The sequence below is a fragment of the Pseudomonadales bacterium genome, from assembly GCA_041395945.1.
Lineage (GTDB): Bacteria > Pseudomonadota > Gammaproteobacteria > Pseudomonadales > Azotimanducaceae > SZUA-309.
In genome coordinates this window covers 2,992,346-3,010,011 of sequence record JAWKZN010000001.1, presented here as the reverse complement: position 1 = coordinate 3,010,011, position 17,666 = coordinate 2,992,346, and the positions used below count along the sequence as shown (strand labels likewise).

Here is a 17,666-nt window from a genome sequence, read left to right as displayed (position 1 = left end):
TCCGGTACCCCCGTTAAAAACCTGTCGAGGAGAGAAACATGAGTAATCTGAGTGCGCGAATTGTACTGACTGCTGTTCTGCTGTTGGCATCGGCGCTGAGCCAGGCCAGCCCCCTGTCCAGCCCGGCTTCGGGTGTGGCGATCAACGGTGTGCGTCTGACCGAAGGGCAACTGTATGCGCTGCAGATGCAGCTTCGCACCTTGATTCCCGCCGGCAGCTATCTGCTTGCGGAAACCGGCTGCTGGGTGAACCTGAGCACGGGCGCATCCGGGTGCTTCGGTGCCGGTGATGTCCACTCCCGTTACGGCAGTGGCGAGCGGACGACAGACGGCAGCTGGAACCACTACAGCGGGGCAGCGGATATGGGTGTGGGTGGCACCGCGGATGGTTGTATCTACACGACCTCCGGCTGGTCGAACTGCTGAGCCGTCAGGAAGAGGCTGCGGGGAGCGGGCCCACTCCCTTGCAGTCCTGCCTTGCCACCCATTGCAAGTACCGACAAGGTGCGCGGTAATTCAGCAGCTCCAGCCGGAGCGATCGGGCCCGGAGCCCCTGCCTGAGGAACAGACGAATGCGCGCCTTTGGAACCACCGTGTTGCTGCTGTCGCTGAGCAACGTCTTCATGACCTTTGCCTGGTACGCCCACCTGAAAGAACTCAGCCATAAGCCCTGGATCGTTGCGGCGATCGTCAGCTGGGGTATCGCGCTGTTCGAATATCTCCTCCAGGTGCCCGGTAACCGGATCGGTTACTCGGTGATGAACATCGGCCAGCTGAAAATTCTCCAGGAAGTCATCACGCTTTCCGTGTTCGTTCCCTTTGCTTTTTTCTATCTCCGCGAACCGCTGAAACTCGACTATCTCTGGGCGGCGTTGTGTATCTGCGCAGCGGTGTTCTTCATCTTCCGCAGTCGCCTCGTTGGCGGATGATCTGAATCAGGCGCTGGATCAGGCCACGCCCAGACGCTGCAGCTGCTCTGCCGGTGCCTGTACCGCATCGAGTGCTGCACGCAGCAGATCCCGCATGCGCGCTTCCTCGGGACCACCGAGGCGATCTTCAGCCTCGGCGGGATCGTTGACCAGGTCGAACAGACAGTGGGCGTCTGATTTCTGGCCGAAACACCAGTAGGGGAGCATGTCTCCCGGCTGGAAGCACTGCCGGATCACGGGAATGTCCGAACCCGGCATGAAATCCAGGAACGCCCGGTGATCCGGCATCGGCAGTTTCAGGTCCGGCATCTGATGCACGGGCATGGTCGACCAGCGGTTCGACCACATCGACAATGGCAGGTTGCTGTCGGCCACGGGTCCTCGCGCGTATTTGAACCGCCCATCGAGCACGTGCACCCAGCGGCCATAAACGCCAGCCAGCGCCCACTCCCTGACGCTGCCGCTGCTGCACTCCAGCAGCGGCAGCAGTGAATGACCGTGAGTGACATGGGCGGGTGTGACATCGAAGAGATCACACAGGGTGGCATGGATGTCCACATTGGTGGTGAGCGCGGAGGTCGTTCCAGCCGCCACCCCGGGTGCCGCGATCATCAGCGGGGTATGTCCGAGGGGTTCGTAGTGCGGCACACCCGGTTTGCCGAAAATGTCCCGCTCACCGAGGTAGTGGCCGTGATCGGTGCAGACGATCACCGTGGTGTCCTGCCAGAGATCGAGCCGATCGATGGTGTTGAGCACCTTGCCGAACCAGTGATCGATCATGCTCAGTTTTGAGCCGTAGTTTGCGCGCACGTGCCGGGCCTGCTGGTCGGTAAGCACACCGCGTTCCACGGTTTTCACCGAATAGGGTGGCCAGATCATGAGATCGCCGTCCCAGTCAGGATCGTAACGATTGGCCCAGGGTGCCGGGGTGTCGAAAGGTTCATGGGGGTCGAATTCGTCCACGAAGAGCAGGAAGGGCGCCTCGTCATGGCCGTTGAGTTCGAGCCAGTCACAGGCGCTCTGCATGGTCCGCGGTCCGGGGAAGTCAGCCTCTTCGCGAAACCAGGTTCTCGACTCGCGATAATACTGACCGCGACCATCGCTGGCGGGCAGTGCCGGGGTTCCCAGCCAGGAGGGATCGGGTCGGGTTTTCCAGGGATCGTTCTCGTGACCGCGCACATAATCCCAGGCGCGGAAATCGGTGTGATAGTTTTCACCTCCGGTTTCGAACAGGTGGGGATGATCGCTGACCAGCATGGTGGTCACCCCTTTCGCGCGCAGCGGTTCGGTGATTGCAGACTCCCAGAGTTCGATGGAGCCCCAGGGTCGCCAGAGAAAATCCAGGGCGCCGACCAGGATGTCGTGGCGCGCCGGCATACAGGGCAGGGAGCCGACGAAGTGATTTTCGAAACGCAGTGAGCGGGCAGCAAAGCGGTCGAGATTGGGCGTTGCAAATTCGCTTCCACCGTAGCAGCCGAGCATGTGCCGGTTCAGGCTGTCCAGCAGAACGACGATGGTGTTTTTGCTCTTCTGCCGGGTGTCTGTCACGGTGAGTCCTGGTCGGGTTACATGCTTCGAAACAGGCCGGCGTAGGTTCGCGATGTGCGGATCTGTTCGGGCCGGCTGCGCAGGGTGAGTGTATACCGGCCACCCAGGTCCCGTTGCGCCTGAAGAATTTCCTGCACTCTCACGATGATGCCTCGATGGATGCGCCAGAACTGGTCAGGATCCAGGGAAGCCTCGAGTGTGGCCAGCGGGGTTCGGATCAGATGTTCCTCTGTCGGTAGCACAACCGAAGTGTATTTGTGCTCGGTGCGCAGATAGACGATGGATTCCACCGGAATGAGATGGGTGGCTTCTCCGCGCGTGGCGCGCAGCCACTTCAAGCTGCCTCCGGCGTCGGGCCGCGCGTGGCGGCCGAGCATGCCGGCCAGTTCTTCCCAGGCCAGCGCCGGAACGGCTGCCCGGGCCTGGAGGCGGCGGACGGTCGCGGCCAGTCGATCCTCCTCCACCGGCTTGAGCAGATAGTCCACTGCCGCCTGTTCGAAAGCGGCCACAGCGTATTCATCGTGGGCGGTCACGAACACCACACGTATGCCGGGTGGCAGCGCGGCTGCGACATCGAGACCTGACAGTCCAGGCATATGAATGTCGAGGAACAGAATGTCCGGGGTCTGTACGCGTATGAGATCCAGAGCCTCCCGACCGTTGCTGGCTGTCCCCAGTATTTCCAGCTCAGGCCACAGCAGCTTGAGTTTGCGGGCCAGATACTCGAGCAGGTTGGCTTCGTCATCCACCAGTATGGCGGTGGTCATCAGGATCCCGTGGTCAGCGTTTCCCGCCCGGATGTACTGGCAGCGGTTTGATTCGGCAGTTCGCAGGGTAGCGTCATGAGGGCGATCATACCGTGCTGGCCTTCCCGGAGGTCCAGGCGCGCCCTGCTGCCATAGAGAGCGAGCAGGCGGGCCTGCACATTGGCAATGCCCGTGCCCCGGCTTTCACCGGTGGAAAAGAGATCCAGGGAGGCGGGCTGCATGCCGCTGCCACCAGGGTTCCCCACGCCGCTGTCGCTGACCTGTACTGTGAAAGTGTCCTGCATGCGGTCGCAACGGATGTGAACCTCGCCGCCGGCTTCGAGCGGCTCGATGCCGTGTCGTATTGCGTTTTCCACCAGAGGCTGCAGGATCATGGGTGGCAGGGGCAGATCGAGGAGGTCGTCTGCTACATCGATCGTGTAGCGCAATCGCGCGCCCATGCGGATCTGATTGATGTGCAGCAGCGCGCGTACCACCTCCAGCTCGTCGCCGAGACGGGTCACTGTCTGGCGGGTGCGTTTCAGGGTCACTCTCAGCAGCCGGGTCAGGTCCAGCAGTGCTCGTTCGGCTGCCTCCGGTTCGGGACGGATCATGCTGACGATGTTGGAGAGGGTGTTGAAGAGGAAATGGGGTTCGATCTGTGCCTGCAGCAGTCGAAGCTGGGTTTCGAAATGCTGCCGGTCTGCGGCGAGCTGCTGTGCCCGGGTAGATTCGAGCTCTCCATGGGCGAGCGTGAGACGCTCCCGGGTGTGGAAAAACAGGTAACCGAGCACACCGAAAAAGAGTCCGAGAATGATGCCCCGGTAGTCCTTACCGAAGAACAGCAATGCGTCCGCTTCGATTATGAGACCCGCAATGATCAGGCCCGCGGCGATCCCTGCGGGCGTGGCCACCAGCAGAGACAGAGAAATCGGAAGCCGGGACCTCGAGAACAGGAAGGCAAGTGTGACCGCTGAGTTCACGCAAAGTCCGATACTGAACGAGATCACCGCAGACACCCACAGGGGCGATGCGATCTCGAGCAGCCACAGACACAGCGCGATCGCGGCACAGAACAACAGTGTGTGGGCGTAGCTTTGCAGCAATCCACCGGGACGCAGGACGCCAGGTGCCAGGCGCTTGAAATCAGATGAATTTGCCATGCAGGCCCAATGGTAGCGCGTAAGGAAGCTCGGCGGTCACCAGCGGACCCCCGGTGAGATTGTTCACATCGAATATCCTGAACTCCGTGCGAGCGGTCGCGCAGTTGAGTGAACTGCCGATGATCCAGCCGCTGGATTCGGGCGCACTGCCGGGCTCGGGCACGAACAGGTGTTCTTCCGGAATTACCGAGGCCGGGTAACGGAAAGTGCTGAGTCTGTCCATCGCAGCGTCATAGAGACTCACGCAGTTGAGTACCCCGTCCCGGGCATCACTGTGCGGATCCGAGCTGAGCATCAGCAGTCGACTGTTGTGACGGCAGCTGACTCGCGGGTCGATCACCGGAAACTCTGTATCGAGACTGTCCGTGAACATAGGCGTTTCGGTGGCCGAACCGGATCGGGTATCGATTCGATACAGATGGTGTCTGCTGTGCGTCGGAGTGGAAGGTGCGCCACTCATGATCGCCCTGAAACTGTCGATCATCACCATCGGATCGATGGCACGCGCACCGTCGAAGCGGATCACACCAGCTTTATCCTCCCAGGCGTTGCCAAAATGGAACACCCACTGAGCCGGCAGTTCCAGCCACCGGACCCGGGAAAAATCGTTCTTATCCACCAGCATCACCCGGGTCGGGCGCTCGGGGTGCCAGGTATGTGCGTCGAGAAACGTAGCGCCGCCTCGATTCTCATATTCGAAAGGCGGAATGAGTATGACGATGTGGCGCTCGGTCACCACGAAGTCGTGGGGCATGCTGATCGGATCGCAGGGCACGGTACCGATGTTCTTCAGCCGGCCATCTGCTGCGATATGCCACAACACGATGAGGTGGGCGGCGGAAACGTAGCCGAAATTCCACAGGGTGCCGTCCGGCTCAACCCGCGGATGTGCGGAGAAGGGCAGACCCTGACTTTCCGGGGAGAACACCTGCAACCCTTCGGTCTCCAGAGTGTCCGGATTCATCCGCCAGGCAGAACCTGCTTCCCACAGGGCGTAGAGGTTGCCGCCGTGCGGGAGCACGCTGATGTTTCCGGAATTCACCGTGTCCGCACTGGTGACCGGCGCGGGGTTCGGCGGCACCGAGGCGAAGCCCGGATAGAGGGCGCGACCGGCAGCCTGCTCGGCCTGATACTTCCGGGTCTGGATCATCCTGGCCTGGTGCCGGATGCCATCCGGAGTCAGCCGGAAGGCCTGCAGCATGCCGTCCCCATCGAACCAGTGGCCGTACCTGAAATCGCCGATCTCGTGGCGGGCGGGACCATTGCGGAACAGAGTGCCTTCCAGTCCGGCCGGTACCGAACCCGTCAGCCTTGCCTGGGAGTCGAAGGAATCTGCTGCGGCGCTGCGGTAAGCGAGCAGGGCCGGATTGTGCCGCAGCGCTTCCGCGAACCGGGATTTCGTGTCGTTGGCAAATACCCGGCCCGGCAGCAGCGCGGCGGTGCTCAAGGCGAGCGAACGGGTGAGAAAACTGCGTCTGTCCATGAGGATCACTCCCGGAGATCAGGGGTTCAGGTGAATGATCTGAGCGGCGGAATCGTCCAGGGTGAAACGGGCATCTTCCCATTTCGGCGGTCCGAAATTACCCGCGGCGTCGTTGGACATGCCCCAGGGCTCCGTGGGCATGCCGATCAGGTTGCTGTCCAGTGCGCCGTTACCGTTGCGATCATGCATGACCCGGATGGCGTACTCACCGGCAGGAAGGGCGTCTGTGGAAAAGCGCACCCCGCCAGCCTTCGGTGGCAGGATGAGGGACATCAGGGGTGCTTCGTCGCCGGCGAAGGCCGCCCGGGATGCCAGCACGGCAACCATCAGCTGTCCTTGAGTGGATTCGATGTTCAGTATGCGCACGTCGAGTTCCGCGGCACTGGCGGAGGGTGGCGCGAATACCAGCAGCAGCGCGCTGAAGATGCCGATCAGCAGTAAAGTGACCGGAAGCGGCGGTTGTCGGTTCAGCAGACGTCTGCGCAGGATCATGGCATTCATCATTCGGACTCCCATTCGAGGTCGGTTGAGCGGGACTGCAGGACTTCGATGAACCACCTTAGCGCTTTGCCCGGCCGACGGCGCACCGTTGCGACGAAACGGCGGATCCGGGTCTTTAGGGGTATTCTTGGCGCCCGAATCAGCACCGAGGAACCTGCGCATGTCGGCGATGGATCTGCCTCTGTTCATCCTTTCCACCTTTGCAGAGCTGCTGCTGTTTGCACTGGGTGTGCTGCTGGTGGCCGTGATCGTGATGTACGTGGTGGATGTGAACCAGACTCAGCATGCGGTGCGCCGGAACTTTCCGGTAATCGGCCGGTTCCGTTACCTGTTCGAAAATCTCGGCGAATTCTTCCGTCAGTACTTCTTTGCGATGGACCGGGAAGAGATGCCGTTCAACCGGGCCGAGCGCTCCTGGGTGTACCGGGCGGCCAAAGGGGTGGATGCCACTGTGGCCTTCGGCTCGACCCGGGATCTGAAACCGGCGGGCACGGTGATATTCGTGAACTGCCCTTATCCGACACTGGAGCGGGATGCAGAGAGCGCTGAACCGCTCACCATCGGGCCCTATGCAGCGAAACCCTTTACCACGGATCGCTTCTTCAACATTTCCGGAATGAGCTATGGCGCCATTTCGCGACCAGCGGTGCTGGCGCTGTCCCAGGGAGCTAAAAAGGCCGGATGCTGGATGAACACCGGCGAAGGCGCGCTGTCACCCTACCATCTCGAAGGAGGCGCGGACATCGTCTTCCAGATCGGTACCGCGAAATATGGTGTGCGTGATCAGGCCGGCTATCTCTCCGATGAACGCCTGCGGGAAGTGGCCGCCTACGAGCAGGTGCGCATGGTGGAGATCAAACTGAGTCAGGGTGCCAAGCCGGGTAAGGGCGGCATTCTGCCGGGTGACAAAGTCACTGCGGAGATCGCCCGCATCCGCTTCATCCAGCCTGGACAGGACTCGATCAGCCCCAACAGACATCTGGAAATCGACTCGGTGCAGAGTCTGCTCGATATGGTGGAGCGGGTGCGGACCGTGACAGGTAAGCCCACGGGCTTCAAGTGTGTAATCGGCACCCACGACTGGCTCAACGAGCTCTGCGAAGAAATTCATCGTCGGGGTATCGAGCGCGCGCCGGATTTCATCACCATCGACAGCGCGGATGGCGGCACCGGTGCAGCACCCATGAGTCTGATCGATTACATGGGATTGCCCATCCGGGAGAGCCTGCCACTGGTGGCTGACATTCTCATCCGTTATGGCCTGAAGGAGCGTATCCGGCTCATTGCCAGCGGCAAGCTGATCACACCTGGCGAGGTGGCCTGGGCACTCTGTGTGGGGGCAGATTTTGTGGTCAGCGCGCGAGGATTCATGTTTGCACTGGGGTGTATCCAGGCCCTGCAGTGCAACAAAAACACCTGCCCGACCGGAATCACCACCCACGATCCAAAGCTGCAGCAGGGACTGGTGCCGGAAGACAAGGCGGAACGCGTGTACCGGTATCAGACGATGATGACCAAAGAGGTCGGGGTGATTGCGCACTCCTGCGGCGTCACGGAACCTCGCGGTCTGAAACGCATGCACTGCCGGATTGTCGCTTCAGATGGGCGCTCGAGGGGCCTCGACGAACTCTACCCGACGCCCGAAGTGAAGGCGCTCAGCGGATTGAACTCCGCCGTACGCTAATGGTGCACGCGCACCCGGCTTTGCAGCTGTGCACTCGCCCGCCTGCGCTTCCTGGGCACAGGCGCCGCGCCCAGCGGCTGTCAGCCGCCGGTGACTGTGCGCTTGCGTCCCGGAGGATGCCGCTCGCCGATGACGGGTCCCCAGTCAGCCATCAACGCGCGACGCATCTGGCTGATGGATTCGTAACCTACCCGCATCGCCAGTGCCTGCTCGGCCTGGCGCAACGTGGCGAGTGCGGCGTTGATCAGCTCCGAACCTTTCGCGCTGAACACGATGCGATTGGCGCGTCGGTCGCTGGGATCCGGGATCTGGGTCACCAGCTCTTCACGCTCGAGCTCGTTGATCTGCTGCTGTATGGCCTGCCGACTCACACCCAGCACCCTGGCGAGTTCTGCCGCCCTGGTGATGCCGTCGGATATGTTGATGAGAATCATGGTCTGGGTTCGGGTCCGGGGTGCATAGCCGGCCTGCTGCAGCCCGTTCTGGAGGCTCTCATCCATCCAGTAATAGGCGCGCAAGAGTCCGCGCATCAGCAGCTCGGGTGGTTGATCTTCCATATCAATCCCTCCTGTTTTGGGGTAATCACTCCGCTTACACGGGTATCGGATCCATATCGAGTCTGTCGATCCCTCTCAGGGTTCCGGTCTTTAGTGCCAGAAACCTGTCTAGCGACTCGATGATCGGGTATTGTTTCGCAAAGGATCTTGTCAGGCAACCACTCAAATGAGCAATCGTGTAATTCGGGAGTCCTACGGTGTCGTTTACCGGGAGCAGGCCCAGTTCAAGGACACCTACGGCGGGGAGCCGGGGACGGTCTTCATCGAGTGCATGCGCATCCTGCCCGAAGGGGTGCCCTCTACCACCGTACTGGTGTTCAGCCACCCCATCGGGGGTGGTGCCTTCCTGCCGATCATGTCCCAGCTTGCCCGCCAGGGCATGCATGTCCTTTTCGTAAACACCCGCTACCGGGGCAACGACAGCGCCCTGATCATGGAAAAGTGCCTGCTCGATCTGGGTGCCGGAATCCGGGATGCGAAAGAGCGCTTCGGCTACGAGAAAGTCGTGCTCGGTGGCTGGTCGGGGGGCGGTTCCCTGGCGTTGTTTTACCAGGAACAGGCGGAACACCCGAGCATTACCATGACCCCGGCGGGGGACCCGGTTGATCTGGTGGAGGCGGCACTCATCCCCGGTGACGGTCTGATACTGATTGCCGCCCATGTGAGCCGCTCGGTCACCCTCACCGAATGGCTGGATGCATCCATCCGCAACGAGAAGGATCCGGAGGACCGGGATCCGGAACTCGACCTGTACAACCCCAAAGGCGTACAGCCGCCCTACAGCGAAGATTTTCTCGTACGCTACCGGGCAGCGCAGATCGCCCGCAGTGAGCGCATCACCGGCTGGGTGCAGGAGCAGCTCGCGCGCCGGATCCGCGCCGAGGGACCGGGTGCCGAGCTCGGCTTTGTCGTGCATGGCACCATGGCGGACCCCCGCTGGCTCGATCCCGCCGTCGACCCCAACGATCGTGTGCCGGGTACCTGCTATCTGGGAGACCCGCGCACGGTGAACATGGGTCCGGTCGGACTGGCCCGCTTCTGCACCCTGCGCAGCTGGCTTTCCCAGTGGAGCCTGAGTCAGTCACGCGCACATGGTGAGAAGAACGCAGCTTCGGTGAGCTGCCCGACCCTGGTGATCGGCAACACCGCGGACAATGCCTGCACGCCCAGCCACACCCAGAGACTTTTCGATGCGATACCGCACAAACGAAAAGTGCGCACGGACATCGAGGGCGCCACCCACTACTACGCCGGTCAGTCTGAAAAATGTGCCCAGGCCGCCCGGGTGTGCGCGGCGTGGCTTGCGGAAAAAGGGCTGGCCTGAGCTGATCAGGCACGGATTGACGTGATACCCGTCACACTTCTGGAGTGCGCGACGCCTAGAAATTACCGACGCGGCCCTTATTCCGGAACCGTTGACACAAATGTTAAGGGCGATCGGACTAAAGTCAGTTGTCGCTGAAATGACCTGTTATTGTGCCAATGCCATTCCCGAGCGTGAAAGGATTTACCCTGCTCGAGCTGATGCTTGCGCTTTCGATCGTCGCATTGCTGGGGGGCATATCTGTCCCCATCTATGGCGCCTTCGTGCAGCGGGCGAATGTTGCCCAGGCGATCGCCGACATCGGGGTAATCGACATGCGCATCGAGCGACACATTTCGAATACCTTCAGCCTGCCGGATTCACTGGATGAGCTGGCGGGCACAGCACTCACTGACCCCTGGGGACGCCCCTACCAGTATCTGCGAATTGCGGGCAACGCCACCCCCGGCCTCAGGGGTCGACTCCGCAAGGATCGCAACCTGGTACCGATCAACAGTGATTACGACCTGTACAGTATCGGTGAGGACGGAGACAGTCGACCACCATTGACCGCACGACCCAGCCGCGATGACATAGTCCGGGCAGCAGACGGAAGTTTCGTTGGTTCCGCCGAGGACTTCTAGAATGCTCGGCCGACTGGATATCCATAGTAGCCTCGAGCGCAAAATCGTGTTGCTGGTGCTGCTGGTGGGAATCGCACCGCTGGCACTCATGACCCAACTGGCCATGCGGGAAATCGAGTCCCAGACACTGGTCCTTGCCGAGAAGCAGCTCAGAGAAAGCACGAAGACCTATGCGTTGGACCTGCTGGACCACCTTGCTCATGCCGCCAGCGAGATGCGGATCAGGCACCTCGGAAGTCGGGACCTTCCTGGAGAACTTACGACCACACTGTCGGTAAAACCCGCACCCAGTGGCTTCGAGCGTGCCCGACTGGATGTGATCGATCAGGGCATTGCGCTCTCGATTCTCGATGGTGACAGTGTGCTGACAGGACTGGTTGACTTCGACGGCCTTCTATCCAACCTCGGTCACTTGCCTTTTGGCGTTGAGAGATGTGTCGAGATCAATGGCCGGACGAAACGCTGCGCGGGTTCTGAGGTGTCCGGTGAGATACTGAAGTCGAGCTGGACGCTTCCTTTAACCTCGGTCTACGAGTCTGCCGATCGTCTGGAAATTATCAGCAGACAGCAGACAGATACCGCACTAAGCCATGTAAGTCTCATTTCTCAGGTGCTGCCGCTCGGCCTGCTGGCGGTCGCGGCGATTGTCGCTTTACTGCTGGTGTGGCTGATCCGCCAGCGTATAGCCCCACTTTCTGTGCTCGAGTCTGCGACAGAGAGAATCAGCAGAGGTGAATACGATGCCCGAGTGACCATCGGGACGGGAGATGAGCTCGAGCGCCTGGGTGATGCATTCAATCTCATGACCGGCCGGCTTGGCGAATCCTTCGATCGGCTCCGGGCTATGTCTCGAATGGACCGGCTCATTCTTTCGGGTGCTTCAGTGGAAGAAGTGATACGAAACGCTCTGATACTGGCGGCCGAGTATTCGGAAAGTGAAAGTTACGTGTGCCTGATGGACGCTTCCTCGGAACGTGGGCGCCTGTTCCGTGTCGACGCAGACAATCTGCGAATCAAGGAAATCGATCGCGATTGTCTGATAAAAAATGCGAATGATGCTGCATGGACCGAGGCGTTGACCCGTCTACTGGGTACAGCGGCAGTAGAGCGATTCGAACTCCGGGTTGATCACGATCTGGCAGGCTGGCTGCTGACAACCACTATGGATGAAATTGTGGATTGGCGCGAGACACTCGCGGAACTGGCCGACCGGATTTCTGTTGCTGCGACCAATGCCAGGCGTGCAGAAGTGCTCTATCGACAGGCGAATTACGACGGACTCACAGGGCTGATCAATCGTCAGGCATTTCTCGACCGTCTTGGCGAGCGGGTAGCTATCTCGGCGCGCTCAGGCACCCGAGGAGCGTTGCTGTTTCTGGATCTGGATCGTTTCAAACAGGTCAACGATACGCGGGGGCACGTTGCCGGTGATGAGCTACTGCGAGCGGTGGCCGAACGGCTACGGGCTAAGGTGCGGTCGTCTGATCTGCTTGCGCGGCTCGGAGGTGATGAATTTGCGGTGATCGTGCCGGAGTTTCAATCGGAGTCGGAGCTGACGGTACTTTGTCAGAGGCTCATCGGGACAGTCAATGAACCAATCCGGGTGGGCGAGATTACTCACGAAATTGATGTGTCAGTAGGTATCAGTGTTTTTCCCAGGGACGGGGTAGATCCGATTTCGCTGCTCATGAAGTCAGATGTGGCGATGTACAAAGCCAAGGAGCAGAGTGGCAGTTCTTTCACTTTTTACGACCAGGAACTGAACAAGGCCACTGAACTGCGCGTGAAAATCGAAAGCCGTCTGCGCGGCGCGTTGGCGTCCAAACAGCTGTGTCTGCACTTTCAGCCAAAGATGGATCTGTGCGATGGCCGGATCGTTGAAGTCGAAGGTCTCATGCGCTGGATCGATCGCGGCGGTGTAGTCTATCAGCCGTCTGATTTTGTGCCTATTGCCGAAGAAACTGGTCTGATACACCAGTTCACTTCGCTGCTGGTCGAAGAGGCAAGTCTGTGTCTGAAAACTCTTCGATCGAACGGGGTAATGCTGGACAGGGTAGCCGTCAACATATCCAGCAGACAGTTCAGCAGAGAGGGCTTTGCCGCACGGTTTCTTCAGGCAGTTGAGCGGGCAGGTGCGCACGCTTCACAGTTTGAGATTGAGGTTACGGAATCGCTGTTCATTGAAGACGCGAATCGAGTAGTTGAAGATCTGCACACCCTGCGTTCCGCCGGTGTCCGGATCGCACTCGATGACTTCGGCACCGGGTATTCCTCGCTGAATATACTCCGTTCATTGCCGCTGGACTCTTTGAAGATCGATCGCTCGTTTATCACGCCGCTTCTGACATCCGCCCATGCGCAGAAAGTCGCGGAGAAGATCATCGAAATGGCCAAGGCCCTGGATCTTGCCGTCGTGGCCGAGGGAGTTGAGAATGAGGCCGAAATCAAGTTACTGAAGGGACTCGGCTGTCACTACGTACAGGGTTATCTGATTGCCAGACCCATGGCGCTGGATGCGCTGGAAACGTTTCTCGCCCGCCATCAGAGCCAGTCACGACCGCGCCTCGCGGCGGGACCACCCGGCCGCTACTGACCTTTCGGGGGCATCCGTTGCTCGCGTCCGGGAATCATGCGAACCTTGCCAGCCCGTTGACACCCGGGGAAGGGGACGCACGTGGAGCAATCTGGTGAGTACCGCATCGATGCGGCACTCGATGTGGTATGGCATGGTCTGAACGACGCGGATCTGCTCGCGCGCTGTATCGACGGCTGCCAGAGCATGGTCAAGGTCTCCGACGAGCAGTTCGATGCCTCGGTCAAGGCGCGGATCGGACCGGTCAGTGCGACCTTCCAGGCTGAGCTCCTGCTGACCGATGTACAACCCCCCGAAAGCTACACACTCAACGCCAGTGTCAAAGGCGGTGCTGCCGGATTCGGTAAAGGCACCGCCCGGGTACGGCTGCGCGAAGCGGATGATCGCTCCGGCGCCACACTGCTGACTTACGATGTTACCGCCAGTGTCGGCGGCAAACTGGCTCAGGTGGGCTCCCGGCTCATCGACGGGGCCGCCAGAAAGATGGCAGATGATTTTTTTTCCGCTTTCGGTGAGGCGGTGAGCGGCAGTGTGCCGGTTGCCACAGCCTCCGGGAGCGCAGCCGCAGACGGGGCGGCAAACTACGAAAACGGCGGTCAGTGGAAGATCTGGGTGCTGGTGTTCATCGCACTCGCGCTGGCGATGCTGTTTGCCTGGTAGAAGGCGCGACGGGCCGGGAGCGGTAACCGTCGCCGGAAAAACTGATTTGATCGTTCTGGGAGGGAGATCAGATGAAGGTAACGCTCACCGTTAACGGTACCGCGCACAGCCTCGAAGTGCCGGACAACACCCTGCTGGTCGAAGTGCTGCGGGAACACCTTGGACTTACCGGTACCCATGTGGGATGTGATACCTCCCAGTGCGGCGCCTGTACCGTGCATGTAAACGGTCGCGCGGTGAAGTCCTGCTCGCTGCTCGCCGTGCAGGCGGCGGGGGCCGAGGTCACCACGATCGAAGGCATAGGCACAGTCGATGCACTGCATCCCATGCAGGCGGCGTTCCGGGACTGTCATGCGCTGCAATGTGGTTTCTGCACCCCGGGCATGATCATGCGCGCCATCGATCTGGTGAACGTCCAGCCCGATCTCGACAACCGCGCCGTGCGGGAAGGTCTGGAAGGCAATCTGTGCCGCTGCACCGGCTATCACAACATCGTCCGGGCCATTCTCCAGGCAGCACCGGAAATGCAGGCGTAAGCGACTTAAGGAGATCACCATGGCTGAAGCGATCAGAACGGGGATCGGAGCGTCGGTGAAGCGTCGTGAAGATGCACGATTCATCACCGGCAGTGGCCGTTACACAGATGACATCAGCATGCCCGGGCAGGTCTACGCGGTATTTCTGCGTTCGCCCTACGCGCGGGCCCGGATCAATGGAGTGGATGCGGCAGATGCGCTCGCCGTAAAGGGTGTGCTGGCCGTGCTTACCGGTGAAGACACGGCGGCCGACGGGCTCGGTGATCTGCCCTGCGGCTGGCTGGTGAAGCAGAGCGACGGCACCGATATGGTGACCGCGCCACACCCGCCCCTCGCGGTGAAGCAGACCAACTACGCTGGCGAGCCTTACGGGCTGGTGATTGCGGAGAGCCTGGCAGCTGCGAAACAGGCCGCGGAACTGGTTGAGACCGACTTTACCGAACTCGATCCGGTGGTGGATCTGGCGAATGCCGAGCATGCCGAAGACATCCATGAAGGGGTGACAGGCAATCTGGCTTACCTGTGGGAACTCGGTGAGCGGGCGGCCACAGATGCAGCGCTGGCAAGAGCCGCGCACATTACCCGCATCGATCTCACCAACAACCGCCTCATTCCCAACGCCATCGAACCCAGGGCCGCGCTCGGCGTCTACGAACGCGCCACCGGCGACTACACGCTGTACACCACCAGTCAGAACCCCCACCTGGAACGGCTGATCCTGTCGGCATTCGTGCAGGTGGCACCGGAGCACAAATTACGGGTGGTCGCACCGGACGTGGGTGGCGGTTTTGGCTCGAAGATCTTCATCTATGCGGAAGAGACCGCGGTGATCTGGGCGGCGCGCAAGGTCGGCCGGCCGGTGAAGTGGACGGCCGAACGCAGTGAGTCGTTCCTGTCCGATGCGCACGGCCGCGACCACATCACCCATGCGGAACTGGGCCTGGACGCGGACGGCCGCTTCCTCGCGCTGAAAGTGCACACCACGGCCAATCTCGGCGCCTATCTCTCCACCTTCGGTTCCTCGGTGCCGACTTACCTTTACGGCACGCTGCTCGCAGGTCAGTACACGACCCCCAATATCCATGTCGAGGTACACGGTGTGTACACCAACACGGCTCCGGTCGACGCCTATCGCGGCGCCGGACGCCCCGAAGCCACTTATGTGGTGGAACGGATCGTGGAAACCGCCGCCCGGGAACTGGGCCGGGATCCGACCGAACTGCGCCGGCTCAATATGATCAAACCGGATCAGTTTCCCTACCAGACACCGGTTGCTCTTGAATATGACACCGGCAACTACGAGGCGAGCCTCGACAAGGCGCTGGATCTGATCGACTACGCCGGTCTTCCCGCGCGCAGGAAAGCATCGGAAGCGCAGGGCCGACGCCGTGGTATAGGGTTTGCGTGTTACATCGAAGCCTGCGGCCTTGCGCCGTCTCAGCTCGCGATTCAACTGGGTGCCGGGGTCGGCCTCTACGAAAGCGGTGAGATCCGGGTCAATCCGACCGGCTCGGTAACGGTATTCACCGGCTCCCACAGCCACGGCCAGGGACATGAGACCACCTTCGCCCAGGTGGTTTCCGATAAATTCGGCATCCCTTTCGAGAATGTCGAAGTGGTGCATGGTGACACCGGCCGGGTGGAATTCGGCCTCGGTACCTATGGTTCCCGCTCGCTGGCGGTGGGTGGATCCGCACTGGTGATGGCGGCAGACAAACTGATACAGAAAGGCCGCCGCATCGCAGCTCACATGCTCGAAGCGGAGCTCGATTCCGTGTCGTTCGAAAATGGCGAATTCACAGTACGCAACAGCAATCAGGCGCTGTCCTTCGGTGAGGTCGCCTTTGCCGCCTACGTGCCCCAGAACTATCCCCAGGATATTGAGCCCGGTTTTTCGGAGAAGGCCTTTTACGATCCGAAGAACTTCACCTATCCCGCAGGCACCCACATTGCCGAGGTGGAGGTGCAAACGGATACCGGGGTCACCCGGGTGGTGAACTTCGTCGCCGTGGACGATTTCGGACACATCATCAATCCCATGATCGTCGACGGCCAGGTTCACGGCGGCGTTGCCCAGGGTCTCGGCCAGGCACTGCTTGAACACGGCGTGTACGACGGGCAGGGGCAGTTGCTCACCGGGTCCTACATGGACTACTGCATGCCCCGGGCGGACGACGTGCCGGACTTTGTTGTCGATACCACGGTAACGCCCTGCACCCACAATCCGCTGGGGGTAAAGGGCTGCGGAGAGGCGGGTGCCATCGGCTCACCGGCAGCCATCATGAATGCCATCACCGACGCGGTCGGTACCAACGATCTGTCGATGCCTGCAACGCCGGAGAAAGTCTGGCGCGCACTGCAGGCATCACGCTGAGCGACGCAGACAGGGTCAGTAAGGAGCACAATTGATGTATCAATTCAATTATCACAAGCCGGAGAGCGTCGAAGCGGCGATCGCCCTTCTTCAGAAATCGGATGACGGTCTTTATCTCGGCGGCGGACAGACTCTGATTCCGACTCTCAAGCAGCGTCTCGCGGCTCCCACTGACCTGATCGATCTGTCTGCCATCGAGGCATTGAGTGGTATCACGGTTTCTGCAGACCGGGTCCGGGTCGGCGCTTTTACCCGACATTCGGCGGTAGCCGGTTCTGCGGACATCCGGCGTACCCTGCCGGTGCTGGCAGATCTGGCGGGGCTGATCGGAGATGCCCAGGTGCGCAACATGGGCACCCTCGGCGGCAGTGTGGCCAACAGCGACCCGGCCGCCGACTATCCGGCGGCCGTCATCGGACTTGGTGCGACCGTGCATACGCAGAAGCGCGCGATCAGGGGCGACGACTACTTCCGCAATCTGTTCGAGACAGCACTGGAGCCCGGCGAGATCATCACCCACATCGAGTTTCCGGTGCCGACCCGGGCGGTTTACAAAAAATTTCCCAACCCGGCATCGCGCTATGCGGTGGTGGGTGTTCTGGTGGCGGATTTCGCAGGCAGGATCCGGGTCGGTGTAACCGGCGCCGGCCCCTGTGCTTTTCGAGCCTCGGAAATCGAGGAACTGTTGAACAAGCGACTGGATCCGGCCGTGCTGGATGCCCTGGAGGTTCCGGATGCGGGCTTCAACACCGATCTGCATGCATCGGCCGAATACCGCGCCCATCTGGTCAAGGTGATGGCGCGCCGTGCAGTCGAGGAACTGATCCGCCTCTAGCTTGTGAGGTGCTAACACTTAATCAGAGGTTTCCTGGGGAGGCATTGATACCTGATTCGGGTCTCCCAGGGGAAACCTTCATTCCCTGTTAGAGGTTTACCGATGCGCTTT

Annotated in this window: 16 protein-coding genes; 10 read left to right on the top strand and 6 right to left on the bottom strand. The window is 60.7% G+C overall.

All coding sequences use genetic code 11. The features are described 5' to 3' along the window. Positions 1-38 precede the first annotated feature (38 nt). On the top strand, positions 39-425 hold the full coding sequence (locus R3E82_13765) for a hypothetical protein (protein MEZ5551957.1): 387 nt from the start codon (positions 39-41) through the stop codon (positions 423-425). Positions 426-571: 146 nt separating this feature from the next. Continuing rightward, entirely contained in the window at positions 572-928 is a 357-nt protein-coding gene (locus R3E82_13760) for a DMT family protein (protein MEZ5551956.1), read from the top strand. Between the two features lie 18 nt (positions 929-946). On the opposite strand, the gene R3E82_13755 is transcribed toward R3E82_13760, so the two are convergent. The 5 genes from R3E82_13755 to R3E82_13735 are packed head-to-tail and all read right to left on the bottom strand — an operon-like array spanning position 947 to position 6,372. Next, entirely contained in the window at positions 947-2,476 is a 1,530-nt protein-coding gene (locus R3E82_13755; GenBank protein MEZ5551955.1) for a sulfatase, read from the bottom strand. Positions 2,477-2,493: 17 nt separating this feature from the next. Beyond that, positions 2,494-3,243 (bottom strand): LytTR family DNA-binding domain-containing protein, encoded by a 750-nt coding sequence (locus R3E82_13750; GenBank protein ID MEZ5551954.1) that lies wholly within the window; start codon positions 3,241-3,243, stop codon positions 2,494-2,496. Then, entirely contained in the window at positions 3,243-4,385 is a 1,143-nt protein-coding gene (locus R3E82_13745) for a histidine kinase (protein ID MEZ5551953.1), read from the bottom strand. The genes R3E82_13750 and R3E82_13745 overlap by 1 nt, the downstream gene beginning before the upstream one ends. Beyond that, positions 4,369-5,868, bottom strand: a complete 1,500-nt coding sequence (locus R3E82_13740; protein ID MEZ5551952.1) for a carotenoid oxygenase family protein — start codon at positions 5,866-5,868, stop codon at positions 4,369-4,371. Before R3E82_13740 ends, R3E82_13745 begins: the two co-directional genes overlap by 17 nt. 18 nt (positions 5,869-5,886) lie before the next feature. Further along, a complete protein-coding gene (locus tag R3E82_13735; protein MEZ5551951.1) occupies positions 5,887-6,372 on the bottom strand; it encodes a DUF2141 domain-containing protein in 486 nt (161 codons plus the stop codon). Between the two features lie 157 nt (positions 6,373-6,529). On the opposite strand from R3E82_13735, the gene R3E82_13730 reads away from it, so the two are divergent. Then, positions 6,530-8,053: an FMN-binding glutamate synthase family protein gene (locus tag R3E82_13730; protein ID MEZ5551950.1), complete on the top strand. Its 1,524-nt coding sequence runs from the start codon at positions 6,530-6,532 to the stop codon at positions 8,051-8,053. Between the two features lie 80 nt (positions 8,054-8,133). On the opposite strand, the gene R3E82_13725 is transcribed toward R3E82_13730, so the two are convergent. After that, on the bottom strand, positions 8,134-8,610 hold the full coding sequence (locus R3E82_13725) for a MarR family transcriptional regulator (protein ID MEZ5551949.1): 477 nt from the start codon (positions 8,608-8,610) through the stop codon (positions 8,134-8,136). Positions 8,611-8,776: 166 nt separating this feature from the next. Between R3E82_13725 and R3E82_13720 the strand changes: the two genes are divergently transcribed. The 7 genes from R3E82_13720 to R3E82_13690 all read left to right on the top strand — a co-directional run bounded on the left by R3E82_13720 (position 8,777) and on the right by R3E82_13690 (position 17,555). Next, positions 8,777-9,934 (top strand): hypothetical protein, encoded by a 1,158-nt coding sequence (locus R3E82_13720; GenBank protein MEZ5551948.1) that lies wholly within the window; start codon positions 8,777-8,779, stop codon positions 9,932-9,934. A gap of 158 nt (positions 9,935-10,092) precedes the next feature. Then, positions 10,093-10,557, top strand: a complete 465-nt coding sequence (locus R3E82_13715; protein ID MEZ5551947.1) for a prepilin-type N-terminal cleavage/methylation domain-containing protein — start codon at positions 10,093-10,095, stop codon at positions 10,555-10,557. A 1-nt stretch (position 10,558) separates the two neighbouring features. Next, the gene (locus tag R3E82_13710; protein MEZ5551946.1) at positions 10,559-13,150 is read left to right on the top strand and encodes an EAL domain-containing protein; all 2,592 of its coding nucleotides are present in this window, start codon (positions 10,559-10,561) and stop codon (positions 13,148-13,150) included. Positions 13,151-13,231: 81 nt separating this feature from the next. Further along, complete coding sequence (locus R3E82_13705) at positions 13,232-13,810, top strand: carbon monoxide dehydrogenase subunit G (GenBank protein MEZ5551945.1); 579 nt, start codon at positions 13,232-13,234, stop codon at positions 13,808-13,810. A 71-nt stretch (positions 13,811-13,881) separates the two neighbouring features. Beyond that, the gene (locus tag R3E82_13700; protein ID MEZ5551944.1) at positions 13,882-14,346 is read left to right on the top strand and encodes a (2Fe-2S)-binding protein; all 465 of its coding nucleotides are present in this window, start codon (positions 13,882-13,884) and stop codon (positions 14,344-14,346) included. 19 nt (positions 14,347-14,365) lie between these two features. Beyond that, entirely contained in the window at positions 14,366-16,720 is a 2,355-nt protein-coding gene (locus tag R3E82_13695; protein MEZ5551943.1) for a xanthine dehydrogenase family protein molybdopterin-binding subunit, read from the top strand. A gap of 34 nt (positions 16,721-16,754) precedes the next feature. Further along, a complete protein-coding gene (locus tag R3E82_13690) occupies positions 16,755-17,555 on the top strand; it encodes a xanthine dehydrogenase family protein subunit M (GenBank protein ID MEZ5551942.1) in 801 nt (266 codons plus the stop codon). The last annotated feature ends 111 nt before the right edge of the window (positions 17,556-17,666 follow it).